The sequence below is a fragment of the Symbiopectobacterium sp. RP genome (assembly GCF_050472005.1).
Lineage (GTDB): Bacteria > Pseudomonadota > Gammaproteobacteria > Enterobacterales > Enterobacteriaceae > Symbiopectobacterium.
Window position 1 is genome coordinate 1,304,773 of record NZ_JBGOGS010000002.1, and the last position, 23,832, is coordinate 1,328,604.

Here is a 23,832-nt window from a genome sequence, read left to right on the forward strand (position 1 = left end):
TAACAACGATGGCGATGAAAAAGTTGCTCATAGCGTCGCTGCTGTTCAGCAGCGCCACCGTATACGGTGCAGACGGATTCGTAGTGAAGGATATTCATTTCGAGGGCTTGCAGCGTGTTGCTGTCGGTGCGGCACTGCTCAGCATGCCTGTCCGTGTGGGTGATACCGTCAGTGATGACGATATCGGGAATGCCATCCGTGCTCTGTTCGCGACCGGAAACTTCGAGGATGTACGGGTACTGCGTGACGGTGAAACCTTGACTGTGCAGGTCAAAGAACGGCCCACCATCGCCAGCATCACCTTCTCCGGCAATAAAGCGGTCAAGGATGAGATGCTGAAAGAAAACATGGAAGCGTCCAGTGTGCGCGTCGGCGAAGCGTTAGACCGCACGACCCTCTCTTCTATCGAGAAGGGACTGGAGAATTTCTACTACAGCGTCGGTAAATACAGTGCCTCCCTGAAAGCGGTAGTGACGCCGTTGCCGCGCAACCGCGTTGACCTCAAGCTGGTGTTTACCGAAGGAGTTTCCGCGCAAATCCAGCAGATCAACATCGTTGGCTGCAAAGCCTTCACCTCTGATGAATTGATTGCCCAATTCCAGCTGCGCGATGACGTGCCGTGGTGGAACGTCATTGGCGATCGTAAATATCAGAAACAGAAACTCTCCGGCGACCAGGAAACGCTGCGCAGCTTCTATCTCGATCGCGGCTACGCGCGTTTCACGATTGACTCCACTCAGGTGAGCCTGACGCCCGACAAAAAGGGCATCTATATCACCATCAACATCACGGAAGGCGATCAGTACAAGCTGTCTGGGGTGACGGTGCGCGGTAATCTGGCGGGTCACTCTGCTGAGATTGAAGGGCTGACGAAAGTGAATCCCGGCGAGTTGTATAACGGCGCCAAAGTGACACGCATAGAAGAGGATATCAAAAAGCTGCTGGGCCGTTACGGCTATGCTTATCCGCGCGTGGTGACACAACCTGAAATCAGCGACGGGGACAAAACCGTCAAGCTCAACATCAACGTTGATGCCGGTAACCGCTTCTCGGTGCGCCGTATACGCTTCGAGGGCAATGATACCTCCAAAGATTCCGTTCTGCGTCGCGAAATGCGCCAGATGGAAGGGGCGTGGTTGGGTAACGATCTGCTGGAGCAGGGTAAAGAGCGCCTCAACCGCCTTGGCTACTTTGAAAGCGTTGACGTAGAAACTCAGCGCGTGCCGGGCACCGCCGATCAGGTAGACGTCACCTACAAAGTGAAAGAGCGTAACACCGGTACGTTGAACTTCGGCGTCGGCTTCGGTACAGAGAGTGGTGTCAGCTTCCAGGCTGGGGTTCAGCAAGACAACTGGCTGGGCACTGGTAATTCAGTGGGCATTAGTGGGACTAAAAACAGCTACCAGACCTATGTCGAGCTGTCGATGACCAACCCCTACTTTACGGTAGACGGTGTCAGCCTCGGCGGTCGTATTTTCTATAACGACTTTAAAGCCCACGATGCTGAACTTTCTGACTATACCAACCGTAGCTATGGCATAGGCACAACGTTAGGTTTCCCGATCAACGAGAACAACTCATTGCGTCTGGGTCTGGACTATGTACATAACGATGTGTCAGATATGTCACCACAGGTGGCGATGTGGCGTTATCTTAATTCGGTAGGTGTTAATCCGCCGGTTGTAGAATCGGGCAATCACTCCAGCGCCGATTTTAACGCCAACGATTTCTTCCTCAACGCCGGATGGGTCTACAATAGTCTGGACCGTGGCTTCTTCCCGACGGAAGGGAGCCGTGCCAGCTTCAACGCCAAGGTCACTGTGCCGGGTTCCTACAACGAATACTACAAGCTGACCTTTGATTCAGCGACTTACTATCCGTTGAGTGAAAACCACCACTGGGTGTTGATGGGCCGTGCGCGCGCGGGCTACACGGACGCTATTGGCAGCAAAGATGTGCCGTTCTACGACAACTTCTATGCCGGTGGTTCCAGTACGGTACGTGGCTTCCAGTCGAATACCATTGGTCCTAAAGCGGCTTACTATAGGTGTGAAAAGCCGTTACCAAACAGTTACTCGGTTTGCCGTGTCGACAATTCGGATGATGCTGTGGGCGGTAACGCCATGGCGGTGGCCAGTGCGGAATTGATTCTGCCGACGCCATTTGTCAGCGATAAATATGCCAGTTCGCTGCGCACCTCGTTGTTTGTAGATGCCGGTACGGTATGGGATACCAACTGGAAAAATACGAAGAACACCTTGGATGCTGGTGTGCCAGACTACAGCGAACTTGGCAATATTCGTGTGTCCACCGGCCTTGCCGTGCAGTGGATGTCACCGCTTGGGCCATTGGTGTTCTCCTATGCCCAGCCGGTCAAGAAAATTGACGGAGACAAGTCGGAACAGTTCCAGTTTAACATTGGTAAGACATGGTAATGTAACGACAAGCTCGTCGTTTCTACATGAAGTATAGGGCTCTGGTAACGCGCCACGCGCGCTGACCCAGAGCTTTGTGCACGTTAATGTGTGATAAAAAAGATCAGGTTGAGGAGTAATAACGTGAAAAAGTGGTTGTGTGCCGCAGGTCTCGGTTTAGCTCTGGCAGCGTCTGCCAGCGTTCAAGCGGCCAACAAAATTGCCGTTGTCAACGTTGCCAGCATTTTCCAGCAGTTGCCGCAGCGTGAAACCGTTGCCAAACAGTTGGAAAACGAGTTTAAAGGTCGTGCATCTGAATTGCAGAAAATGGAAAGCGATCTGCAAACCAAAATGCAAAAATTGCAGCGTGATGGTTCTACCATGAAAGCCAGCGACCGCAGCAAATCTGAAAACGATCTGATGGCGCAGCGTGAGCAGTTCTCCAACAAGGCACAGGCGTTTGAACAAGATAATCGCCGTCGCCAGATGGAAGAACGTAACAAGATCCTGAGCCGTATTCAGGATGCCATCAAAAGCGTTGCCAGCAAAGATGGCTACGATATCGTGATTGATGCCAACGCGGTTGCCTATGTCAGTAACGCGAAAGACATCACGACTGATGTGCTGAAACAGGTTAAATAACTCATGGTTTCAATTCGACTGGATGCCTTGGCAGCACAGTTGGATGCGCAATTACACGGTGATGGCGATATCGTCATCACCGGTGTTGCTTCTATGCATTCGGCACGCTCTGGACAAATCACCTTTCTTTCAGACAGCCGCTATCGTGAGCAACTGACCACGACACAGGCATCCTCCGTGGTAGTGACAGAAGTTGACCTGCCTTACTGCAAGGCAGCGGCGTTGGTGGTGAAAAACCCGTATCTGACTTATGCGCGTATGGCGCAATTGATGGATACCACGCCGCAACCTGCGCAGGATATCGCACCCAGTGCGGTGATTGCCGATGATGCTGTGCTGGGGCGCAATGCCGCCATCGGTGCGAATGCGATTATCGAGTCAGGCGCAGAGTTAGGCGATGGTGTGGTGATTGGTGCCGGTTGTTTTGTCGGGAAACACGCCAGGATTGGCGCGGGCTCTCGTCTGTGGGCCAATGTGACGGTCTATCATCGGGTTGAATTGGGGGCACAATGCCTGATTCAATCTGGTGCTGTGATTGGTTCCGATGGTTTTGGCTATGCCAACGAGCGTGGCAATTGGGTCAAGATCCCGCAGTTAGGAACGGTACGCATCGGCGATCGCGTTGAGATTGGTGCTAACACCACCATTGACCGCGGTGCGCTGGACGACACCATTATTGGTGACGGCGTTATCATTGATAACCAATGCCAGATTGCACACAACGTCGTGATTGGCGACAATACAGCAGTCGCTGGTGGCGTTATCATGGCTGGCAGCCTGAAAATTGGCCGTTACTGCATGATTGGCGGTGCCAGTGTGATCAATGGCCATATGGAAATTTGCGATAAGGTTACGGTTACCGGCATGGGGATGGTCATGAGACCTATCACCGAACCCGGCGTATACTCATCGGGAATTCCGTTACAGCCAAACAAAACGTGGCGTAAAACCGCAGCGCTGGTGATGAGTATTGATGATATGAGCAAACGGCTGAAAGCCGTTGAGCGTAAAGTCAACCAAGGTTGATCTCTGTGCCAGCCTCGCCAAAACAGCGGCGGCAGCTTGATGGAGATGGGTTTATACGCGTTGGTTGTTGTGGATTGCCTGCTTAGGCTGGCGTAAAAATCCTTATTTGCGGCCTGCCAGATGATCCTACTTTTGGGATCTCGCAGGCCGTGTTGTTGATGGCATCAGTTTTACGGACAGGAAGAGTATTTTGACTACTAACACTCATACTCTGCATATTGAAGAGATTTTAGAACTACTACCGCACCGCTTTCCCTTTTTGCTGGTGGACCGTGTATTGGATTTCGAAGAAGGGAAATTCCTGCGTGCGGTGAAAAACGTCTCTTTCAACGAACCCTTCTTTCAGGGACACTTCCCCGGTAAGCCCATTTTCCCCGGCGTGCTGATTCTGGAAGCCATGGCCCAGGCTACGGGCATTCTGGCATTTAAAAGCGTGGGTAAGCTGGAACCGGGTGAACTTTACTACTTCGCGGCTGTGGACGAGGCGCGTTTCAAACGTCCGGTGCAGCCAGGGGATCAGATGATTCTTGAAGTTGAATTCATTAAAGAGCGCCGTGGTGTTGCACGTTTCAAAGGCGTCTCCAAAGTGGATGGCGAAGTGGCTTGTGAAGCGTCCATGATGTGTGCTCGTCGTCGGGAGGCCTAATAACGTGATTGATCAAACCGCCTTTATTCATCCCAGCGCTATTGTTGAAGACGGTGCTATTATTGGCGCACGTGTACACATTGGCCCGTTCTGCTATGTCGGTTCTCACGTTGAGATCGGCGAAGGCACGGTATTAAAATCCCATGTTGTGGTAAATGGGATCACTGAAATCGGCCGTGATAATGAGATCTACCAATTTTCCTCCATTGGTGAGGTAAATCAGGATCTGAAATACGCGGGTGAACCGACTCGCGTAGAGATCGGCGATCGTAACCGTATTCGTGAAAGTGTCACGATTCATCGTGGTACGGAACAAGGTGGTGGATTGACTAAAGTCGGCAGCGATAATCTGCTGATGATCAACACGCATATCGCCCATGACTGTGTCATTGGTAACCGCTGCATTCTGGCGAACAATGCCACGCTGGGTGGACACGTAGAAGTCGATGATTTTGCTATCATCGGCGGCATGACAGCGGTGCACCAGTTCTGTGTCATCGGTGCACACGTTATGGTCGGAGGCTGTTCCGGCGTGGCGCAAGATGTGCCGCCGTACGTCATTGCTCAAGGTAACCATGCGACGCCGTTTGGCCTCAACATTGAGGGGCTGAAACGCCGCGGGTTCGAAAAAGAGACCCAGCAGGCGATTCGTAACGCCTACAAGCTGTTGTATCGCAGTGGGAGAACGTTGGAAGAGGTGAAACCAGAAATCGAAGCGCTGGCGAAAGATCATCCTGCGGTTCAAGCAGTTATCGATTTCTTTGCCCGTTCTACCCGCGGCATTATCCGGTAATTCATGTCAACGCGTCCCCTTGTTATTGGTATCGTCGCCGGAGAAACCTCCGGCGACATTCTTGGTGCAGGCCTGATCCGAGCGCTGAAAAGCCAGATGCCTGACGCTCGCTTTGTCGGCGTAGCCGGGCCTCGCATGCAGGAAGCAGGGTGTGAAACCTGGTATGAGATGGAAGAGCTCGCAGTGATGGGGATCGTCGAGGTGTTAGGGCGTTTGCCGAGCCTGCTGTCGATCCGCCGTGATCTTACGCAGCGTTTCACCGAGCTTGCGCCCAAAGTTTTTGTTGGCATTGATGCGCCCGATTTTAATATCACGCTCGAAGGTCGCCTAAAAGCGCGCGGTATCCGCACCATTCATTACATCAGCCCCTCCGTGTGGGCTTGGCGCCAGAAACGCGTTTTCAAAATTGGGCGTGCCACCGATCTGGTGTTGGCGTTTCTTCCCTTTGAAAAAGCGTTTTACGACAAATTCAACGTACCTTGCCGCTTTATCGGCCACACCATGGCCGATGCCATGCCGTTACAGCCGGACAAACTGGCGGCGCGCGCACATTTAGGCATCGCGCCTGAGCGCCATTGCCTGGCGCTGCTGCCGGGTAGTCGCGGGGCTGAGGTGGAGATGCTGAGCGCCGATTTTTTACGCAGCGCACAGCTATTACGCCAACGCTATCCTGATTTAGCCGTGTTGGTGCCGTTGGTTAATTCCACGCGGCGTGAGCAATTTGAACGCATTAAGCAAGAAATGGCCCCCGAGCTGGATGTGCATATGTTGGATGGTGAGGCGCGTGAAGCGATGATCGCCAGCGATGCGGCGCTGCTGGCGTCCGGCACCGCAGCGTTGGAGTGCATGCTGGCAAAATGCCCGATGGTCGTGGGCTATCGCATGAAGCCCTTTACGTTCTGGCTGGCAAAGCGGTTGGTAAAAACCCCTTGGGTGTCGTTACCGAATTTGCTAGCAGGGCGCGAATTGGTAAAAGAGTTGCTGCAAGAAGAGTGCACGCCAGACAAGCTGGCGGCGGCGTTGCTTCCTTGGCTGGAAGGCGGGGAAGACGTGAAACAGTTGCACGAGACCTTTTTGGCGCTGCACCAACAGATTCGTTGTGATGCGGATACGCAGGCGGCACAGGCTGTAATGGAATTGGCCCGAGGTGAATGAATGTATGATGTTTTTGTCTATCCAGATGCGACGCGCATAGCTGGTGTAGATGAAGTGGGGCGCGGCCCGTTGGTGGGGGCGGTGGTCACCGCCGCGGTGATTCTCGAGCCGCAGCGTCCAATCGTTGGATTGGCTGATTCAAAACAGCTCAGTGAAAAACGCCGCCTGGCGCTTTATGATGAGATCAAAGACAAAGCGCTGTCATGGAGTTTGGGGCGCGCAGAGCCCGAAGAGATTGACCAATTGAATATCCTGCATGCCACGATGCTGGCAATGCAGCGTGCCGTTGCAGGGCTGCACCTGGCACCCGATTATGTGCTGATAGATGGCAATCGCTGCCCGCTGTTGCCCATGCCTGCATTGGCGGTGGTGAAGGGCGACAGCCGGGTTTCCGAGATCAGTGCCGCATCGATTCTCTCTAAAGTGACGCGAGACCGGGAAATGGTCGAGTTGGATGCCCGTTTCCCTGAATATGGCTTTGCGCAGCACAAGGGTTACCCGACGGCTTATCACCTTGAAAAACTCGCTCTGTTAGGTGCTACTGAGTACCACCGGCGCAGTTTCGCCCCCGTAAAACGCGTATTGGGGTTGGCATAGCCCGTCAACCGTGCGCAATCAGGTAATATCGGTGCCCTGCTCGTCACGCGGGGCTGTTTTCGACAACGTCTAGGATCTGGATATGGCCGAACCACGTTTTGTCCATCTGCGTGTGCACAGTGACTATTCCATGATCGATGGGTTGGCAAAAGTTGGGCCGCTGGTAAAAAAGGCGGCCGCGCTGGGCATGCCAGCACTGGCGATCACGGATTTCACCAACCTGTGCGGGTTAGTGAAATTTTACGGCGGCGCACACGGTGCGGGCGTTAAACCCATTGTCGGCGCGGATGTTCTGGTAAGCAGCGATGTGCTGGGCGATGAACTTGCACAGCTCACCCTGCTCGCCATGGACAACGAGGGCTATCAAAACCTCACGCTGCTGATTTCCCATGCTTATCAGCGCGGCTACGGTGCCGAAGGCCCCACCATCGAACGCGACTGGTTGATCGAGTACGGTAAAGGCTTACTGCTGATTTCAGGTGCCCGGCAGGGTGACGTCGGCAAATTTATCCTGCGTGGCAATCAGGCGTTGGTCGAGCAAAGCCTAGCCTTTTATCAAAAGCACTTTCCAGGCCGTTATTATCTGGAACTGATTCGCACCGGTCGCCCGGATGAAGAGAGCTATCTTCACGCGGCAATTGAATTAGCCATGAAGCACCATCTACCGGTGGTAGCGACCAACGATGTTCGATTCATCAACGCCGATGAGTTCGATGCCCATGAGATTCGCGTTGCTATCCACGATGGCTATACGCTTGATGACGCAAAGCGCCCGCGTAACTACAGCGCGCAGCAATATATGCGCAGCGAAGACGAGATGTGTGAGCTGTTTGCCGACACCCCGGAAGCACTGGTGAACAGCGTCGAGATAGCCAAACGTTGTAATGTCACCATCCGTCTGGGGGAGTATTTCCTGCCCCAATTTCCGACCGGTGATATGTCCACCGAAGATTTTCTGGTTAAACAGGCCCGTGAAGGGCTGGAAGAGCGTCTCGCGTTCCTGTTTCCTGACGAAGAGGTGCGTATGCAGCGTCGCCCGGAATACGACGAGCGTTTGGAAATCGAACTCAATGTTATCAACCAGATGGGGTTCCCTGGCTACTTCCTGATCGTGATGGAGTTTATCCAGTGGTCAAAAGACAACGATGTCCCGGTAGGTCCGGGGCGCGGTTCGGGTGCAGGCTCGCTGGTGGCCTACTCACTGAAAATCACCGATCTCGATCCGCTTGAATTTGACCTGCTGTTCGAGCGTTTCCTCAACCCGGAACGTGTGTCGATGCCTGACTTCGACGTCGACTTCTGTATGGAAAAGCGTGACCGGGTTATTGATCACGTTGCTGAGATGTACGGGCGCGATGCGGTATCGCAGATCATTACCTTTGGTACCATGGCAGCCAAAGCGGTTATTCGCGACGTAGGTCGCGTGCTCGGACACCCTTACGGTTTTGTCGACCGCATCTCCAAGCTGGTGCCGCCGGATCCGGGCATGACGCTGGAAAAAGCCTTTGCTACTGAACCGCAGCTACAGGAAATTTACGACTCCGACGAAGAAGTCAAAGCGCTTATCGATATGGCGCGCAAACTGGAAGGGGTGACGCGCAACGCGGGTAAACACGCCGGTGGGGTGGTAATATCACCGACCAAAATCACCGATTTCGCACCGCTCTATTGCGATTCGGAAGGGAATCATCCGGTTACCCAGTTTGACAAGAACGACGTGGAATATGCCGGGTTGGTGAAGTTTGACTTCCTAGGGCTGCGCACGCTGACTATTATCGACTGGGCGCTGAAGATGATTAATGCCCGCCGTGCTAGGCAGGGGCAGGAGCCGATTGATATCGCGGCAATCCCGTTCGACGATAAAAAAAGTTTCGACATGCTGCAACGTTCGGAAACCACGGCGGTGTTCCAGCTTGAATCGCGCGGTATGAAAGACCTGATCAAACGTCTGAAGCCGGACCGCTTTGAAGACATGATCGCTCTGGTGGCGTTGTTCCGTCCAGGGCCTTTGCAGTCAGGGATGGTGGATAACTTTATCGACCGTAAACACGGACGTGAGGAAATATCCTATCCTGATATACAGTGGCAGCATGAATCGCTGAAGTCAGTGCTGGAGCCGACCTATGGTATCATCCTGTATCAGGAACAGGTGATGCAGATAGCCCAGGTGCTTTCCGGCTATACGCTGGGCGGTGCAGACATGCTGCGCCGCGCCATGGGTAAGAAAAAACCCGAAGAAATGGCCAAGCAGCGCTCCGTGTTTGAGGACGGCGCGAAGGAGATGGGCGTCGACGGCGAATTGTCGATGAAGATCTTTGACTTGGTAGAAAAATTTGCCGGGTATGGGTTTAACAAATCGCACTCAGCCGCCTACGCACTGGTGTCGTATCAAACGCTGTGGCTCAAGGCGCATTATCCTGCCGAATTCATGGCCGCTGTGATGACGGCGGACATGGATAACACTGATAAAGTGGTGGGGCTGGTGGATGAGTGCCGGCGTATGGGGCTAAAAATCCTGCCGCCGGATATCAACAGCGGGCTGTACCATTTTCACGTCAATAATGATGGGAAAATTGTTTATGGTATCGGCGCGATCAAGGGCGTCGGTGAAGGGCCGATAGAAGCTATCATCGACGCGCGAAATCAGGGCGGGTATTTCCGCGAGTTGTTCGATCTCTGTGCTCGTACTGATATCAAGAAACTGAATCGTCGCGTGCTGAAAAAGCTGATCATGTCCGGTGCGTTTGATCGGCTGGGACCGCATCGCGCGGCGTTGATGAATTCGCTCAACGATGCGTTGAAGGCCGCCGATCAGCATGCCAAGGCCGAAGCTATCGGTCAGGCAGATATGTTTGGTGTTCTGGCGGAAGCGCCGGAGCAGGTAGAGCAGTCCTACAGCACGGTAGCTCCCTGGCCGGAGCAGGTGGTGTTGGACGGTGAGCGGGAAACGTTAGGGCTTTATCTGACGGGCCATCCGATCACGCAGTATCTCAAGGAAATTGAACGCTATGCTGCCGGCTTGCGTTTGAAAGACATGCACCCGACGGATCGGGGCAAAGTAACAACGGCGGTCGGTCTGGTGCTGGCTGCCCGCGTAATGGTCACTAAGCGAGGTAATCGCATTGGCGTGTGTACACTGGACGATCGTTCCGGCCGTTTGGAAGTGATGCTGTTTACTGAAGTGTTGGAAAAGTATCAGCATCTGCTTGAAAAAGAACGAATTCTGATCGTCAGTGGACAGGTCAGCTTTGATGACTTTAGCGGGGGCCTTAAAATGATGGCCCGAGAGGTCATGGATATCAGTGAAGCGCGTGAAAAATATGCGCACGGGCTTGCTATCTCGCTGACTGACAGGCAAATTGATGACCAGCTATTAAACCGTCTCCGTCAATCGTTGGAACCTCATCGATCGGGGACGATCCCGGTACACCTTTACTACCAGCGAGAGGATGCCTGCGCCCGGTTACGTTTTGGCGCGGCATGGCGTGTGACGCCAACCGATGTGCTGCTTAATGACCTGCGCACACTGCTGGGGAACACCCAGGTGGAACTGGAATTTGACTAAAATAGGAATACTATGAGTCTGAATTTTCTTGATTTTGAGCAGCCGATTGCAGAGTTGGAAGCGAAAATTGACTCGCTGACCTCAGTCAGCCGTCAAGATGAAAAATTGGATATTAATCTGGACGAAGAGATCCAGCGACTGCGGGAAAAAAGCGTTGAACTGACGCGCAAGATTTTTGCCGATCTGGGTGCTTGGCAGATTGCACAATTGGCTCGCCACCCGCAGCGTCCCTACACGCTGGACTATGTCAGCCATATTTTCACTGACTTTGATGAGTTGGCGGGCGATCGCGCCTATGCTGATGACAAAGCGATTGTGGGCGGCATCGCGCGTTTGGATGGGCGTCCGGTGATGATCATTGGTCACCAGAAAGGGCGCGAAACCAAAGAGAAAATTCGCCGCAATTTCGGTATGCCTGCGCCTGAAGGCTACCGTAAGGCGCTGCGCCTGATGGAAATGGCGGAGCGTTTTAACCTGCCGATCATCACCTTTATCGACACGCCGGGCGCGTACCCGGGCGTTGGTGCCGAAGAGCGCGGCCAGTCGGAAGCCATTGCGCGCAACCTGCGTGAGATGTCCGGTCTGAGCGTACCGATTATCTGTACGGTGATTGGAGAGGGGGGGTCCGGTGGTGCATTGGCGATTGGTGTGGGTGACAAGGTTAACATGCTGCAATACAGCACCTATTCTGTGATTTCACCAGAAGGCTGTGCCTCTATCCTGTGGAAAAGCGCCGATAAAGCGCCGCTGGCGGCGGAAGCGATGGGGATCATCGCCCCGCGTCTCAAAGAGCTGAATCTGATTGATGCCATCATTCCTGAACCGCTCGGTTCTGCGCACCGTGATGTGGAAACCATGGCGGCGTCGCTGAAAGCACAACTGCTGTCAGACTTGCGTGGGCTGGATGAATTGGATAAAGACGCGCTGCTTGATCGCCGTTACCACCGTTTGATGAACTACGGTTACTGCTGATCCCAGATCTATCGCGCTGAATAAAGTCCGCTTTCCGCAAGGAGGCGGACTTTTTGCTATTATGCGGCTATTTCCATTATCACCTTGCCACAACAAGGAGTACGCATGCTGGCGTTAACGGAGATTCACCATATTGCTATTATTGCCTCTGACTACCGGCGCAGTAAGGCATTTTATTGCGATGTCCTTGGGTTTGAGCTGTTGGCGGAAACCTGTCGGGCAGAGCGCGACTCATGGAAAGGCGATCTGGCGTTAAAGGGGTGGTACGTTATCGAACTGTTCTCGTTTCCCTCGCTACCGCCACGACCTACTCAGGCTGAATCCTGTGGCCTGCGCCATCTCGCTTTTGCGGTAGCTGACATTGACGAGGCGTGCGACGCACTGCAACGTGCAGGTGTTGCCTGTGAACCGGTGCGGGTGGATGAATCTACCCAGCGTAGCTTCACTTTCTTACGCGATCCAGATGGATTACCGTTGGAGCTTTATGAGCAGTGAGCGAATCAACGTGGCTACGCTACTGGAAAACGTAGCGGTGCAACTCTCTGGCTGTCAGCGTGTGCTGGTGGCTTATAGTGGCGGCCTGGATTCCAGCGTGCTACTGCATATGCTGTATCAATTGATGCAGCAGCGCTCGGATATTGTTGTGCGTGCCGCCTATGTGCACCATGGGTTAAGTACTCACGCTGAGCATTGGGCGCAGCACTGCATGCATACCTGCCAGCAATGGGATATTCCCTGTTCGGTGCTGCCTGTCACGGTGGATGCGCGTGAGCGTGGTGTTGAAGCGGCAGCACGCGAAGCGCGTTACCAGGCATTACGCCAACATCTGTTACCTGAAGAAGTGCTGCTTACCGCACAGCATCTCGACGATCAGAGCGAAACGTTCCTGTTAGCGCTCAAGCGTGGCAGCGGGCCAGCCGGGCTTTCAGCGATGGGGGCTACGGGACAGTTGGGTGCTAATCGCTTGCTACGTCCATTGCTGGGCGTAGCGCGAGCGCAACTTGAAGATTATGCCTGTCATTATCGACTCACGTGGGTGGAAGACGAGAGCAATTGCGACGCGCGTTACGATCGCAACTTTCTGCGTTTGCAGGTATTACCGCAACTAAAACAGCGCTGGCCGTCATTTTCAGAAGTAGTGGCGCGCAGCGCGCGACTGTGTGCCGAGCAGGAACAACTGTTGGATGAATTGCTGGCGCTATTGCTTCAGTCGGCCTGTGACGAGAAGGGGGCGTTGGCGATTGATGCTTTGCTCCCACTGAGCGAACCGCACCGTTTTGCGCTGTTGCGGCGTTGGCTGAGAGTGCACGAGGTGGCGATGCCTTCACGCGAACAATTGCTGCATCTGTGGCAGGATGTGGCTCTGAGCCGCCAGGATGCAGAACCGTTGTTACAATTGGGAACCGTACAAATTCGACGCTTTCGTCAGCATTTATACTGTGTTGCCGAGTGTGTAAACGTCGTCGATCTGGTGTTACCCTGGCAACCTGAGCAGGGCAAACTAATGCTTCCGCACCGGTTAGGTTATCTGTCCTTGGACGAACAAGGTATGCGTATCCGACGCCCGCGTCCTGATGAGCAAGTGAGCGTGGGTTTTGGCCTGAAAGGGAAACTGCATATTGTTGGGCGCAGTGGCGGACGATCTGCGAAAAAACTGTGGCAGGAATATGCGATTCCTCCCTGGATGCGTGAACAAATTCCTATTCTGTATTACAACGAATACCCTATCGCAGCCGTTGGCGTTTTTGTGATGCGGGAAGGAGAATCATCAGCAAAGGATACCGCATGGCAGATAGTATGGCGGATGACGTAGCGCTGATACAGTACCTATCAGCGCTACTCAGGCTGCTGACTAGCCAATTCAAGGGCAAAGCGATAAATGGTAAGCCTGTTTAGAGGGGGCGGTGACTATTTGGGGTTGCATGTTAAGCTGCTGCCTTAATTTCTCTATTTCTGATCGTAACGGCTGCACTATCGCTTCTAGCTGTCGCGTGATTTCCTGCTGGATACTTTCTTGTTGTTCTGGTTTATCAGGGAGTAACGCGTTGCACCCGCTCAGTGATTCTGCTTTTCTTGCAGCCAAACTTGTTATACCGATAAATTTAATCTCATTCAGATAATCGTATAATTTTGCAAAAGCGTCAGTGAATTCAATGGATTCTGTTTTCTTCGACTTTTGATAGCACTTATTTATTGCATCACGAATATTCAGTGACCCATCGGTGCAGGAAACCAATAATCCCAATCCACGCAGGGCATTCAATAATAGAGGGGCTGAAATAACCAGTGCCGGAATGGCTATAGGCAGAAAAAATGCGGTGGCTGCCAACGCCATACCGACAATTGAAAGGGCTATTCCAACCACCACCCGCTTGGAAAAAAAGCATTTTTGAGATGCATCACCATGGATGATTCTGTCGCTCTTCCTGATGTCTGACAAGGTATTGAAGAACAAATCCGCAATGTCTTCAATTTCCTTTATTTTTTCTTTCAATTCAGGGGTGATGCGATTTGAAGCCGATTCGTCATGGTGCAGCGCTAAGATTTCTTCCACAACCTCGAAATCAATTTCGCGTAACTTTATCTGGCACTGTAAGATCTTTTCATAGGTGGCAGAGTCACTGGCAAAATGTCGGGAATAATTCGTTTCCATCAGCGCAGCCTGTAATGCCGGGAACTTCTCCCATTTCTTTTTGGTGAATGTATTACTGATATTACTGACATGCAGTAATTTTTGTGGCCACGCGGCTTTATCGGGGTTTATCTGCGAAGATTTCCCCATGACGATAGCATCTTGACTCTGGTTTAATGGCTGGTAGTTGTTCATTGAATGAAATGGGTTAGCCTGACTTAATCCAGTGACACACATAGAATCCCCTCGAATAAATTGCCTGACTTATTTCATCTATAGGTTTATCTGAGAGCGGTTTTTTGTCACTCGGGTATTTACTGGGGGGCGTATTTTTTCATGTGAGCTACAGCAAAAATTGGTTATTTTATCTTGGCAGCAAAACGGACAACCTAGGTTGTCCGTTGACTAAACGTTGTATCGCGTGTTGGTTGTGTGACCAATCAGGATTCACTCACCACCACTTTGCCGATACCTGGATTGCTGAAGCTCACGATATGATCCAGACGCAACTCTCGCAGTGCGCCATTTTCTTCCACCACAAGATATTCCACTTGCTTGCGCGAGACAATATCCTTGGCCTTGCCTGTAAGGGTTTCACCGCTGCGCAACTCGAGCGTCAGCGTCAGATGTTGCTGGCACGTAGCCTCAAGGCTATCGTAATCATCACAATTGATGGGTTGATATTCGTTACTCATTGACATAATCGCTCACCAATAAGTTAGCTGCGGCGAAGGCCGCCTGTTCCCTGACGGTGGACGGCAAGTCGCCATTGGCTGCGATCCCATCCAGAGTTTGCAAAACACAACCTAATGCATCGGGTATGTAGCCCAGATTGCCGCTGGCGATCTCCGCGTATAAACGACGAACCAATTCAGAATGTTGCCGCACAATATCCTCCCTTGGAAGTCCACCGCCGTAGGCTTTTGTGCCTGTTGTCGCCGCGATGGCCTCGTTTTTTGCTGATGATAAGGGGAGATAATCCCACGAAAATAAGTATTCGTTATCAAAAGGACTATAGCATAGGCATCAGCAGGATATCAGCATTCCGGTGTTAAGCAATGCTTCAGTTAGCGCACAATTTTAACCTTTTTACACAATATATAGCCAAGCGACTTAAAAATGATTACATCCAATGCCCTGATATGTGGCAAAAAATACAGCTAATTGTTATCAAAATAATGTCGCTTGGCTATACCCTGCATCGATGATAACTTGTTGAATATTATGTTTTTTGTGAAAAGTTGCATTGTCCATCACGATTACACTGTTTTTAGGGAGTACTGGGATAAGGACTTGTGTGACCCAGGAATAGAAAACATCGCTGTTGATATTGATATCAAATAATCCGATAGCAAAGAGCCTGTTTAAGATTTTGTGTAAATGCCTTTCCTCAGAAGTGACCGTCAAGACGGTCACCGAACTCGATAATAAAGCGACTCATTGCCATACGCCAGTCCTGTAAGGGCATCGTCCATTTCTGTGATGCCGCCTGGATTGCCAGCCATACGACCTTCTTCACCGAGTCATCAGTCGGGAACACCTTGCGTTTCTTGATTGCATGCCGGAGCACGCTGTTCAGTGATTCTATAGCGTTCGTCGTGTAGATTACCTTGCGAAGTTCCTGCGGGTACGAGAAGAATGTCGACAGGTTGGCCCAGTTTGACTGCCAGCTCCGGCTTATCTGCGGATAGCGGTGATCCCATGTTCCACCGAACGTCTCCAGCGCCTGAAGCGCAGCCTCTTCGGTTGGAGCCTGATACACTGCTTTGAGGTCGCGTGTTACCGCCTTATAGTCCTTCCAGGCAACGAAGCGCAGACTGTTGCGCACCATGTGCACGATGCACAACTGGATGCGGGCTTCCGGGTAGACCGTGTTGATGGCATCCGGGAACCCTTTCAGGCCGTCCACACAGGCAATGAGGATGTCTGTCAGGCCACAGTTTTTCAGTTCTGTCAGCACGTTCAGCCAGAACTTTGCACCTTCATTTTCGGCCAGCCACATCCCCAGTAGCTCTTTCTGGCCTTCGATATTGATACCCAGCGCCAGGAACACAGACTTATTGATAACGCGGCTGTCCTGCCAGACTTTCAGAACGATACAGTCAAGGTAAACAATGGGATAAACCGCATCCAGGGGGCGATTTTGCCATTCAACAACCTGCTCCATAACGGCATCGGTGACCTTCAATACCAGGGCGGGTGAGACATCCGCGTCATACAGTTCTTTGAACGCAGCGGCAATTTCACGGGTGGTCATCCCTTTGGCATACAACGATAAAATCTGGTTATCCATCCCGGTGAGCCAGGTCTGGTTCTTCTTCACCAGTTGCGGTTCAAAGGAACCATCACGATCACGTGGTGTACGCAGTTCCAGCGGACCATCGCCGGTGGTAACAGTCTTTGTGGAGTAGCCATTGCGCGTGTTAGTTCCAGATTTGGACTGGTGCTTCTCATGCCCGAGGTGATGGGTCATTTCAGCATTAAGGGCAGCTTCAACGCAGATCTTTTTCAGCAGGCGATCAAACGGGTTGAGAGCGTCAGGGGTTTTGAGATTTTTGGCCAGCTCGTTAGCCAGAGCCTGTAACTGTTTTTCGTCCATAAAGTAACCTGTTTTTGATGTTGGATTGAACATATCAAAACCAGGCAATTACACAATCTCGTGTACAGGCTCATAGCAAACAGCGTTGTGCCTAATAAAGCGCCGATAACATTTGTTCTTCCCTTGGCTCCCCAGTTTTTCAGTCCAAAACACCGTTGACCTTTTGGGGAATAGCCGTGAGTCCGTGGGGTATCGTGTGGAAAACCACTTTTATCAATAAAAACAATAGGTTTTCCTTCTTTTTCATACTGTTGTATTTTTTGTTGAAATGCTTGCCGGGCGCTTTCGTCGGCTTTCGGATGACGTAGAGTTTTTTTATAGGTCAATCCCAGCTTTTTAAGAGCTTGCCAAATGGCCTTCTGACAAACGCCAAAACGCTCTGCACGTTCTTTTTGGTAAGCATCTGGATATGGTTCAACATCTTTTATCAACTCGGATTTATCGCTCTTTCGCTGACGCGTGGTCGATGCTTTTGACGCTATTTGATTAATCCAACGCGATACAGAGGTAGGGCCAATCCGAAATTGCTTCGCTGTTTCTCGGATACTCAACCCTTCTTCTTCCCGTGTAGATATCACTTTACGTCTAAAATCAATTGAATAGCTCATTTAAATAATGCGATCAAAATTAAGTCGTTTAGCTATACTTGGCGCTGTGACCGGTCTGTTTTCTGAATTGTTATCGGTATGCTGTGCGTCTCACCGGTTCACAAGGTACACTGGTTGCAGACGGAGAAGAGGTATCGAATGGCATTAAAAGCAACGATTTATAAAGCAGCAGTGAACATTGCGGATTTGGACCGCTCTTTTTTTTACGATGCCAATTTGACCTTGGTGCAGCACCCCTCAGAAACTGAACAGCGTATGATGCTACGGCTGCTGGCGTGGATCTGTCATGCGGATGAAAATTTACGCTTCACCAAGGGGTTATGTGCCGATGATGAACCGAAAATCTGGTTGCGTGATGATACACTGGCGCTGAAGCTGTGGATTGAATTGGGGTTGCCAGATGAGCGTCGGCTCAAAAAAGCCTGCAACCAGTCTCCGAACGTTGTGCTCTATGTCTATGGTGAGCGAGCGGCCCATGTTTGGTGGCAATCGATGGAGCAAAAGTTGCGGCAGTATCGCAATCTTGCCGTCCGTTTTTTAGACGATCGCCAATTGCAGGCGTTGGCTGCAATGGCACAGCGCACGATGACGTTACAGGCAACCCTTCAGGATCGATCGTTCGGTGTGGTTGTCTGATGATGAGAATAATCTGGAAATTATAGCCAAGCGACATTATTTTGATAACAATTGGCTGTATTTTTTTGCCACATATCAGGGCATTGGCTGTAATCATTTTTTAGTCGGTTGGCTATATCTTTACCGAGTGGCAACCGGCCCAATAATCGTCATGATCCTAGGTGACAGGAGAAGGTGGGGAGGATAATAGCGTGAAAAAAATGGCGCTTGGCTTACTACTGCTTTTTGTGGCAGCAGGGTTGATGGGATGTCATACGCCCAAACCAGTGCGTGAGGAAGCATTGCAGCCCATGGCGCAGAGTTATCGTGGTGTATTGCCTTGTGCAGATTGTGCCGGTATTGATACGTCATTATTCCTGGCTGAAAATGGCACGTTTATACTGCAGCATCATTATCAAACCGATCGCCCCGGCAATCGCGTGTTTGTCACCTATGGCAGATGGGCGCGAACGGCGGATAAGCTCGTGCTCACCGATGTGCAAGGCGAAAAAAGTTACTTCAGACCGCTGGATAATGGTCTGGAAATGCTCGATCGTGACGGTGCGCCGATTGTATCGTCCAACACCTATCGTCTGACGGCGACCAAAGCGCCGTTGCCTACTACCCCGATGGCAATGCGTGGTTTGTACCGCTATATAGCCGATGCGGCGGTGTTTGCTGATTGTTTTACCGGTGTCACCTACCCGGTGGTAAATAATATCGTGATGGAAAAACGCTATTTACAGGTGCGTAAATCATCGGGAGACGCAGTGTTGCTTACCTTCAGCGCGCATTTTGCCGTTGTGCCTTCGATGGAAGAGGGGAGGGAGGTAAAAAGCCTGGTCCCGAGCAGTGCCCCATTTCAGATGAAAGCGCAAGACCACTGTAACGAGTAACAATACCAAAGCGATCAGATAAAAAGCTGCCTTCCTGAGAAAGGCAGCTTGCCATGAAAAGTTACACCATCTCTTTCAGTTTATACAGCCATTCCAGCGCCTGACGCGGCGTTAACGTATCGGGATCCAGCGCTTCCAGTGCTTCGACCGCCGGAGCGGTCTCTTCGCTGGTTAACAACGCCAGCTGCGCACCATCCACATGGCTGGCAGAGGCGTGATTGGAAAGTGATTCCAGCTCTTTAAGCTTTTGCCGCGCACGTTTAATCACCTCTTTGGGCACACCCGCCAGCGCTGCAACGGCGAGGCCGTAGCTCTTGCTGGCGGCGCCCTCCTGAACGCTGTGCATAAACGCAATGGTGTCACCGTGCTCCAGAGCATCCAGATGCACATTCGCAACGCCTTCCATTTTTTCTGGCAAATGGGTTAATTCAAAGTAATGGGTTGCAAACAATGTCATGGCCTTGATGCGCTGCGCCAGATTTTCCGCACAGGCCCAGGCTAGGGATAAACCATCATAGGTCGATGTGCCTCGCCCAATTTCATCCATCAATATCAGGCTGTTGGCGGTGGCATTGTGCAGAATGTTGGCCGTCTCCGTCATCTCCACCATGAACGTAGAACGCCCAGAGGCGAGATCGTCTGCGGCACCAATACGTGTGAATATGCGATCAACCGGCCCAATAGTGGCCTTATCAGCAGGTACAAAGCTGCCAATATGGGCCATCAGCACGATCAGCGCGGCCTGACGCATATAGGTACTCTTACCGCCCATGTTCGGGCCGGTAACGATCAGCATACGACGCTGCGGTGTGAGCGACAGCGGGTTGGCAATAAACGGCTCGCTCAACACCTGCTCCACCACCGGATGGCGTCCTCCTTCAATTTTTAACTCTGGCAGTTCACTCAGCGTCGGACATACATAATTCAGCGTATCTGCTCGTTCTGCCAGGTTGGTGAGAACATCAAGTTCTGCCAACGCGGCGGCACTTTGTTGCAATGCTTCAAGGTGCGGCAACAGTTGGTCAAACAAGTCGTCGTATAGGGCTTTTTCCAGCGCCAGCGCCTTGCCTTTGGACGTGAGCACTTTATCTTCGTACTCTTTCAATTCAGGAATAATGTAGCGTTCGGCATTCTTCAGCGTTTGGCGGCGTACATAGTGAATCGGCACCAAATGGCTCTGTCCGCGGCTCACCTGGATGTAATAACCGTGCACGCCGTTAAACCCGACTTTGAGGGTATCAAGTCCCAGTTTTTCGCGTTCACGTATCTCCAAACGATCGAGGTAATCGCTGGCACCGTCAGCCAGCGCACGCCATTCATCCAGTTCGGCGTTATAGCCGCTGGCGATCACACCACCATCGCGCACCAACACCGGCGGTGCTTCCAGCACGGCGCGTTCCAACAGTGCGCACAGCTCGTCAAACTGATGAACATGCTGAGAGAGCTGTTGGACATAGTCTTCTGTGCTTTCTGCCAGCAGCGCATGGATGGCCGGATACTGGTGAAATGCATGGCGCATCCGCGCCAGATCGCGCGGTCTGGCGGTACGCAGCGCCAGACGAGCCAAAATACGCTCCAAGTCGCCAATCTGTCGCAATGGCGGCTGGAGTGCTTCCGCCAGTGGCTGCAACGTGCGAATGGTGCTCTGGCGTTGCGTTAGCGCTTGTCTGTCACGCGTGGGCATATGCAACCAGCGCTTAAGCATACGGCTGCCCATCGGCGTGACGGTGCAGTCCAGAATGGCTGCAAGCGTATTTTCGACGCCGCCTGCCAGATTCTGTGCCAGCTCCAGATTACGACGCGTGGCGGCATCCATAATGATGCCGTCTTGCTGACGTTCCATGGTGATGCTGCGGATATGTGGCAGTGAGGTTCGCTGGGTATCTTTGGCATACTGTAGCAGGCAGCCGGCGGCACGCAGCGCCAGTTTCGCCTGTTCAACCCCGAACCCTATCAGGTCGCGTGTGCCAAACTGCATATTGAGCTGCTGCCGCGCGGTTTCCAACTCAAATTCCCACAGCGGACGGCGGCGCAACCCATGGCGATGTTCGATCAAATGAGCGGCACCAAACGATTCCGGATAAAGCAACTCAGCGGGATTGGTGCGTTGCAGCTCTGCTGCCATGGTCTCTTCATCGGCCGGCTCCATAACGCGAAAACGCCCAGAGCTGATATCCAATGTAGCATAGCCAAAGCCACGCCCGTCCTGCCAAATGGCCGCTAAAAGATTGTCCTGTTTTTCCTGCAACAGTGCTTCGTCGCTGATCGTCCCTGGGGTGACGATACGTACCACTTTGCGTTCTACGGGGCCTTTGCTGGTCGCTGGATCGCCAATTTGTTCGCAGATGGCGACGGATTCGCCTTGCTGCACCAGTTTTGCCAGGTAGTTTTCAACCGCGTGGTGTGGAACGCCTGCCATGGGGATGGGTTCACCGGCCGAAGTACCGCGTTTGGTAAGTGAAATATCCAATAGCTGTGACGCACGTTTGGCATCATCGTAAAACAACTCATAAAAGTCGCCCATGCGGTAAAACAGCAGGATGTCGGGATGCTGCGCCTTTAGCCTGAAATACTGCTGCATCATGGGCGTATGGTCGGTGAAATCCTTCTCGATAGGTTCATTCATCTCTGTCTTACTCATTTTTAGCTATTGGGGATTCAATGGACAAGTCACTAATGCTGCAAGCATTTGCTTAAACCAAAAGAGCCTGCCAGCAACATTTCTACACCAAGGTACGGTATATCTTACCACTTCCCCCCGCAGGGATTCATCCACAGAGGTTCGCTATCCGGAACGTTATCAAAGCCGTAGTGGAAAATGTATCTGATTCTGATATAGCTAAACGATTTAATTTTGATTACATCATTTAAATGAGCTATTCAATTGATTTTAGACGTAAATTGATATCTACACGGGAAGAAGAAGGGTTGAGTATCCGAGAAACAGCGAAGCAATTTCGGATTGGCTCTGCCTCTGTATCGCGTTGGATTAATCAAATAGCGTCAAAAGCATCGACCACGCGTCAGCGAAAGAGCGATAAATCCGAGTTGATAAAAGATGTTGAACCATATCCAGATGCTTACCAAAAAGAACGTGCAGAGCGTTTTGGCGTTTGTCAGAAGGCCATTTGGCAAGCTCTTAAAAAGCTGGGATTGACCTATAAAAAAAACTCTACCCCATCCGAAAGCCAACGAAAGCGCCCGGCAAGCATTTCAACAAAAAATACAACAGTATGAAAAAGAAGGAAAACCTATTGTTTTTATTGATGAAAGTGCTTTTCCACACGATACCCCACGGACTCACGGCTATTCCCCAAAAGGTCAACGGTGTTTTGGCCTGAAGAACGGGGGAGCCAAAGGAAGAACAAATGTTATCGGCGCTTTATTAGGCACAACGCTGTTTGCTATCGGATTATTTGATATCAATATTAACAGCGATGTTTTCTATTCCTGGGTCACACAAGTCCTTATCCCAGTACTCCCTAAAAACAGTGTAATCGTGATGGACAATGCAACTTTTCACAAAAAACATAATATTCAACAAGTCATCATTGATGCAGGGCATATGGTGGAGTATTTGCCTACATATTCGCCAGATCTTAACCCCATTGAGCATAAATGGGCACAAGCAAAAAGCAAAAAAAAGAGAGAGTGGTTGCGATACAGAGATTTTGTTCTCAGTCCATATGGTGTAATCAAAATTAAGTCGCTTGACTATAAGGCTGAGCTGCGGGAGGTTTGGCTAGCAGAGAGCCGCGATGCCGCTAATGAAGCCTTTGATGTTTTGTTGGCAAGGTTTTCAGCGAAGTATCCTGCAGCGATATAGCCAAGCGACATTATTTTGATAACAATTGGCTGTATTTTTTTCCACATATCAGGGCATTGGCTGTAATCATTTTTAAGTCGGTTGACTATATTTAAGCTGCTCCAGTCAGCTCAGAAAAGCTGGAACCGACTAAGAGGATTTGACCTGCTGACCCTGGTTGTAAGCAACGTCCAATTTAAGGATGGAGAACAGATTCACTAAGCATCAGAGCGTAACGTAGCCTATCGCCATACACCAAATTTGCTAATAACTCTCACGATTACACTGTTTTTAGGGAGTACTGGGATAAGGACTTGTGTGACCCAGGAATAGAAAACATCGCTGTTAATATTGATATCAAATAATCCGATAGCAAACAGCGTTGTGCCTAATAAAGCGCCGATAACATTTGTTCTTCCTTTGGCTCCCCCGTTCTTCAGGCCAAAACACCGTTGACCTTTTGGGGAATAGCCGTGAGTCCGTGGGGTATCGTGTGGAAAAGCACTTTCATCAATAAAAACAATAAGTTTTCCTTCTTTTTCATACTGTTGTATTTTTTGTTGAAATGCTTGCCGGGCGCTTTCGTTGGCTTTTGGATGGGGTAGAGTTTTTTTTATAGGTCAATCCCAGCTTTTTAAGAGCTTGCCAAATGGCCTTCTGACAAACGCCAAAACGCTCTGCACGTTCTTTTTGGTAAGCATCTGGATATGGTTCAACATCTTTTATCAACTCGGATTTATCGCTCTTTCGCTGACGCGTGGTCGATGCTTTTGACGCTATAGCCAACCGACTTAAAAATGATTACAGCCAATGCCCTGATATACCCGTGATCATTGAAGATGCTTGATTTTACGCGGTAAGAAGATC

At 51.3% G+C, this 23,832-nt stretch carries 26 protein-coding genes; 16 read left to right on the plus strand and 10 right to left on the minus strand.

Annotated features, from left to right (window positions below):
* Positions 1-8: 8 nt before the first annotated feature.
* From bamA to tilS, 11 genes are all read left to right on the plus strand, one after another.
* On the plus strand, positions 9-2,435 hold the full coding sequence (gene bamA, locus ACD630_RS26090) for an outer membrane protein assembly factor BamA (protein WP_430361114.1): 2,427 nt from the start codon (positions 9-11) through the stop codon (positions 2,433-2,435).
* Positions 2,436-2,558: 123 nt separating this feature from the next.
* On the plus strand, positions 2,559-3,056 hold the full coding sequence (gene skp, locus ACD630_RS26095; protein ID WP_430361115.1) for a molecular chaperone Skp: 498 nt from the start codon (positions 2,559-2,561) through the stop codon (positions 3,054-3,056).
* A gap of 3 nt (positions 3,057-3,059) precedes the next feature.
* A complete protein-coding gene (lpxD, locus tag ACD630_RS26100) occupies positions 3,060-4,082 on the plus strand; it encodes a UDP-3-O-(3-hydroxymyristoyl)glucosamine N-acyltransferase (protein ID WP_430361116.1) in 1,023 nt (340 codons plus the stop codon).
* A 190-nt stretch (positions 4,083-4,272) separates the two neighbouring features.
* Positions 4,273-4,728: a 3-hydroxyacyl-ACP dehydratase FabZ gene (fabZ, locus tag ACD630_RS26105; protein ID WP_430361117.1), complete on the plus strand. Its 456-nt coding sequence runs from the start codon at positions 4,273-4,275 to the stop codon at positions 4,726-4,728.
* A gap of 4 nt (positions 4,729-4,732) precedes the next feature.
* Complete coding sequence (gene lpxA / locus ACD630_RS26110) at positions 4,733-5,521, plus strand: acyl-ACP--UDP-N-acetylglucosamine O-acyltransferase (protein WP_430361118.1); 789 nt, start codon at positions 4,733-4,735, stop codon at positions 5,519-5,521.
* Positions 5,522-5,524: 3 nt separating this feature from the next.
* On the plus strand, positions 5,525-6,676 hold the full coding sequence (gene lpxB / locus ACD630_RS26115; protein WP_430361119.1) for a lipid-A-disaccharide synthase: 1,152 nt from the start codon (positions 5,525-5,527) through the stop codon (positions 6,674-6,676).
* The gene (gene rnhB, locus ACD630_RS26120; protein WP_430361120.1) at positions 6,677-7,273 is read left to right on the plus strand and encodes a ribonuclease HII; all 597 of its coding nucleotides are present in this window, start codon (positions 6,677-6,679) and stop codon (positions 7,271-7,273) included.
* A gap of 82 nt (positions 7,274-7,355) precedes the next feature.
* The gene (dnaE, locus tag ACD630_RS26125) at positions 7,356-10,838 is read left to right on the plus strand and encodes a DNA polymerase III subunit alpha (RefSeq protein ID WP_430361121.1); all 3,483 of its coding nucleotides are present in this window, start codon (positions 7,356-7,358) and stop codon (positions 10,836-10,838) included.
* Positions 10,839-10,850: 12 nt separating this feature from the next.
* The gene (accA, locus tag ACD630_RS26130) at positions 10,851-11,810 is read left to right on the plus strand and encodes an acetyl-CoA carboxylase carboxyl transferase subunit alpha (RefSeq protein WP_430361122.1); all 960 of its coding nucleotides are present in this window, start codon (positions 10,851-10,853) and stop codon (positions 11,808-11,810) included.
* Between the two features lie 105 nt (positions 11,811-11,915).
* Positions 11,916-12,305 carry a VOC family protein gene (locus ACD630_RS26135; protein ID WP_430361123.1) on the plus strand — a complete coding sequence of 130 codons (390 nt, stop codon included), beginning with the start codon at positions 11,916-11,918 and terminating at the stop codon, positions 12,303-12,305.
* Positions 12,274-13,623 (plus strand): tRNA lysidine(34) synthetase TilS, encoded by a 1,350-nt coding sequence (gene tilS / locus ACD630_RS26140; protein ID WP_430361124.1) that lies wholly within the window; start codon positions 12,274-12,276, stop codon positions 13,621-13,623. Before ACD630_RS26135 ends, tilS begins: the two co-directional genes overlap by 32 nt.
* A gap of 48 nt (positions 13,624-13,671) precedes the next feature.
* On the opposite strand, the gene ACD630_RS26145 is transcribed toward tilS, so the two are convergent.
* The 3 genes from ACD630_RS26145 to ACD630_RS26155 all read right to left on the minus strand — a co-directional run bounded on the left by ACD630_RS26145 (position 13,672) and on the right by ACD630_RS26155 (position 15,330).
* Complete coding sequence (locus ACD630_RS26145) at positions 13,672-14,679, minus strand: hypothetical protein (RefSeq protein WP_430361125.1); 1,008 nt, start codon at positions 14,677-14,679, stop codon at positions 13,672-13,674.
* Positions 14,680-14,882: 203 nt separating this feature from the next.
* Entirely contained in the window at positions 14,883-15,143 is a 261-nt protein-coding gene (gene rof, locus ACD630_RS26150) for a Rho-binding antiterminator (protein WP_222158377.1), read from the minus strand.
* A complete protein-coding gene (locus tag ACD630_RS26155; RefSeq protein ID WP_430361126.1) occupies positions 15,130-15,330 on the minus strand; it encodes a YaeP family protein in 201 nt (66 codons plus the stop codon). Before ACD630_RS26155 ends, rof begins: the two co-directional genes overlap by 14 nt.
* Before the next feature lie 170 nt (positions 15,331-15,500).
* Here ACD630_RS26155 and ACD630_RS26160 point away from each other — a divergent pair, with 170 nt between their 5' ends.
* A complete protein-coding gene (locus tag ACD630_RS26160; protein ID WP_430361127.1) occupies positions 15,501-15,650 on the plus strand; it encodes a hypothetical protein in 150 nt (49 codons plus the stop codon).
* Here the strand turns inward: ACD630_RS26160 and ACD630_RS26165 are convergent.
* The 3 genes from ACD630_RS26165 to ACD630_RS26175 are packed head-to-tail and all read right to left on the minus strand — an operon-like array spanning position 15,613 to position 17,649.
* On the minus strand, positions 15,613-15,849 hold the full coding sequence (locus ACD630_RS26165; protein WP_430361128.1) for a transposase: 237 nt from the start codon (positions 15,847-15,849) through the stop codon (positions 15,613-15,615). The genes ACD630_RS26160 and ACD630_RS26165 overlap by 38 nt on opposite strands.
* Positions 15,833-17,041 carry an IS256 family transposase gene (locus ACD630_RS26170; protein ID WP_430361305.1) on the minus strand — a complete coding sequence of 403 codons (1,209 nt, stop codon included), beginning with the start codon at positions 17,039-17,041 and terminating at the stop codon, positions 15,833-15,835. The genes ACD630_RS26165 and ACD630_RS26170 overlap by 17 nt, the downstream gene beginning before the upstream one ends.
* The gene (locus tag ACD630_RS26175) at positions 16,951-17,649 is read right to left on the minus strand and encodes an IS630 transposase-related protein (RefSeq protein ID WP_430361129.1); all 699 of its coding nucleotides are present in this window, start codon (positions 17,647-17,649) and stop codon (positions 16,951-16,953) included. Before ACD630_RS26175 ends, ACD630_RS26170 begins: the two co-directional genes overlap by 91 nt.
* Positions 17,650-17,787: 138 nt before the next feature.
* On the opposite strand from ACD630_RS26175, the gene ACD630_RS26180 reads away from it, so the two are divergent.
* Positions 17,788-18,285: a YaeQ family protein gene (locus tag ACD630_RS26180; RefSeq protein WP_430361130.1), complete on the plus strand. Its 498-nt coding sequence runs from the start codon at positions 17,788-17,790 to the stop codon at positions 18,283-18,285.
* Positions 18,286-18,305: 20 nt separating this feature from the next.
* Here ACD630_RS26180 and ACD630_RS26185 read toward each other — a convergent pair whose 3' ends face one another.
* Entirely contained in the window at positions 18,306-18,428 is a 123-nt protein-coding gene (locus ACD630_RS26185; RefSeq protein WP_430361131.1) for a hypothetical protein, read from the minus strand.
* Between the two features lie 48 nt (positions 18,429-18,476).
* Between ACD630_RS26185 and nlpE the strand changes: the two genes are divergently transcribed.
* Positions 18,477-19,160, plus strand: a complete 684-nt coding sequence (gene nlpE / locus ACD630_RS26190) for an envelope stress response activation lipoprotein NlpE (protein ID WP_430361132.1) — start codon at positions 18,477-18,479, stop codon at positions 19,158-19,160.
* A 61-nt stretch (positions 19,161-19,221) separates the two neighbouring features.
* Here the strand turns inward: nlpE and mutS are convergent, their stop codons facing one another.
* Positions 19,222-21,786 carry a DNA mismatch repair protein MutS gene (gene mutS, locus ACD630_RS26195; protein WP_430361133.1) on the minus strand — a complete coding sequence of 855 codons (2,565 nt, stop codon included), beginning with the start codon at positions 21,784-21,786 and terminating at the stop codon, positions 19,222-19,224.
* Between the two features lie 245 nt (positions 21,787-22,031).
* On the opposite strand from mutS, the gene ACD630_RS26200 reads away from it, so the two are divergent.
* Complete coding sequence (locus ACD630_RS26200) at positions 22,032-22,397, plus strand: IS630 transposase-related protein (protein ID WP_430361134.1); 366 nt, start codon at positions 22,032-22,034, stop codon at positions 22,395-22,397.
* Entirely contained in the window at positions 22,321-22,986 is a 666-nt protein-coding gene (locus ACD630_RS26205; RefSeq protein ID WP_430361306.1) for an IS630 family transposase, read from the plus strand. Before ACD630_RS26200 ends, ACD630_RS26205 begins: the two co-directional genes overlap by 77 nt.
* A gap of 221 nt (positions 22,987-23,207) precedes the next feature.
* Here the strand turns inward: ACD630_RS26205 and ACD630_RS26210 are convergent, their stop codons facing one another.
* Entirely contained in the window at positions 23,208-23,582 is a 375-nt protein-coding gene (locus ACD630_RS26210; RefSeq protein ID WP_430361307.1) for a transposase, read from the minus strand.
* A complete protein-coding gene (locus ACD630_RS26215; RefSeq protein WP_430361135.1) occupies positions 23,506-23,751 on the minus strand; it encodes an IS630 transposase-related protein in 246 nt (81 codons plus the stop codon). Before ACD630_RS26215 ends, ACD630_RS26210 begins: the two co-directional genes overlap by 77 nt.
* Between the last annotated feature and the right edge of the window lie 81 nt (positions 23,752-23,832).

Coding starts and splice junctions, on each gene's coding strand:
- mutS (WP_430361133.1), bottom strand. CDS start 21,786: ATGAATGAACCTATCGAGAAGGATTTCACCGACCATACGCCCATGATG.
- lpxD (WP_430361116.1), top strand. CDS start 3,060: ATGGTTTCAATTCGACTGGATGCCTTGGCAGCACAGTTGGATGCGCAA.
- ACD630_RS26180 (WP_430361130.1), top strand. CDS start 17,788: ATGGCATTAAAAGCAACGATTTATAAAGCAGCAGTGAACATTGCGGAT.
- ACD630_RS26160 (WP_430361127.1), top strand. CDS start 15,501: ATGCTTCAGTTAGCGCACAATTTTAACCTTTTTACACAATATATAGCC.
- rof (WP_222158377.1), bottom strand. CDS start 15,143: ATGTCAATGAGTAACGAATATCAACCCATCAATTGTGATGATTACGAT.
- accA (WP_430361122.1), top strand. CDS start 10,851: ATGAGTCTGAATTTTCTTGATTTTGAGCAGCCGATTGCAGAGTTGGAA.
- ACD630_RS26175 (WP_430361129.1), bottom strand. CDS start 17,649: ATGAGCTATTCAATTGATTTTAGACGTAAAGTGATATCTACACGGGAA.
- lpxB (WP_430361119.1), top strand. CDS start 5,525: ATGTCAACGCGTCCCCTTGTTATTGGTATCGTCGCCGGAGAAACCTCC.
- dnaE (WP_430361121.1), top strand. CDS start 7,356: ATGGCCGAACCACGTTTTGTCCATCTGCGTGTGCACAGTGACTATTCC.
- ACD630_RS26135 (WP_430361123.1), top strand. CDS start 11,916: ATGCTGGCGTTAACGGAGATTCACCATATTGCTATTATTGCCTCTGAC.
- bamA (WP_430361114.1), top strand. CDS start 9: ATGGCGATGAAAAAGTTGCTCATAGCGTCGCTGCTGTTCAGCAGCGCC.
- ACD630_RS26145 (WP_430361125.1), bottom strand. CDS start 14,679: ATGTGTGTCACTGGATTAAGTCAGGCTAACCCATTTCATTCAATGAAC.
- tilS (WP_430361124.1), top strand. CDS start 12,274: ATGGATTACCGTTGGAGCTTTATGAGCAGTGAGCGAATCAACGTGGCT.
- ACD630_RS26200 (WP_430361134.1), top strand. CDS start 22,032: ATGAGCTATTCAATTGATTTTAGACGTAAATTGATATCTACACGGGAA.
- ACD630_RS26170 (WP_430361305.1), bottom strand. CDS start 17,041: ATGGACGAAAAACAGTTACAGGCTCTGGCTAACGAGCTGGCCAAAAAT.
- rnhB (WP_430361120.1), top strand. CDS start 6,677: ATGTATGATGTTTTTGTCTATCCAGATGCGACGCGCATAGCTGGTGTA.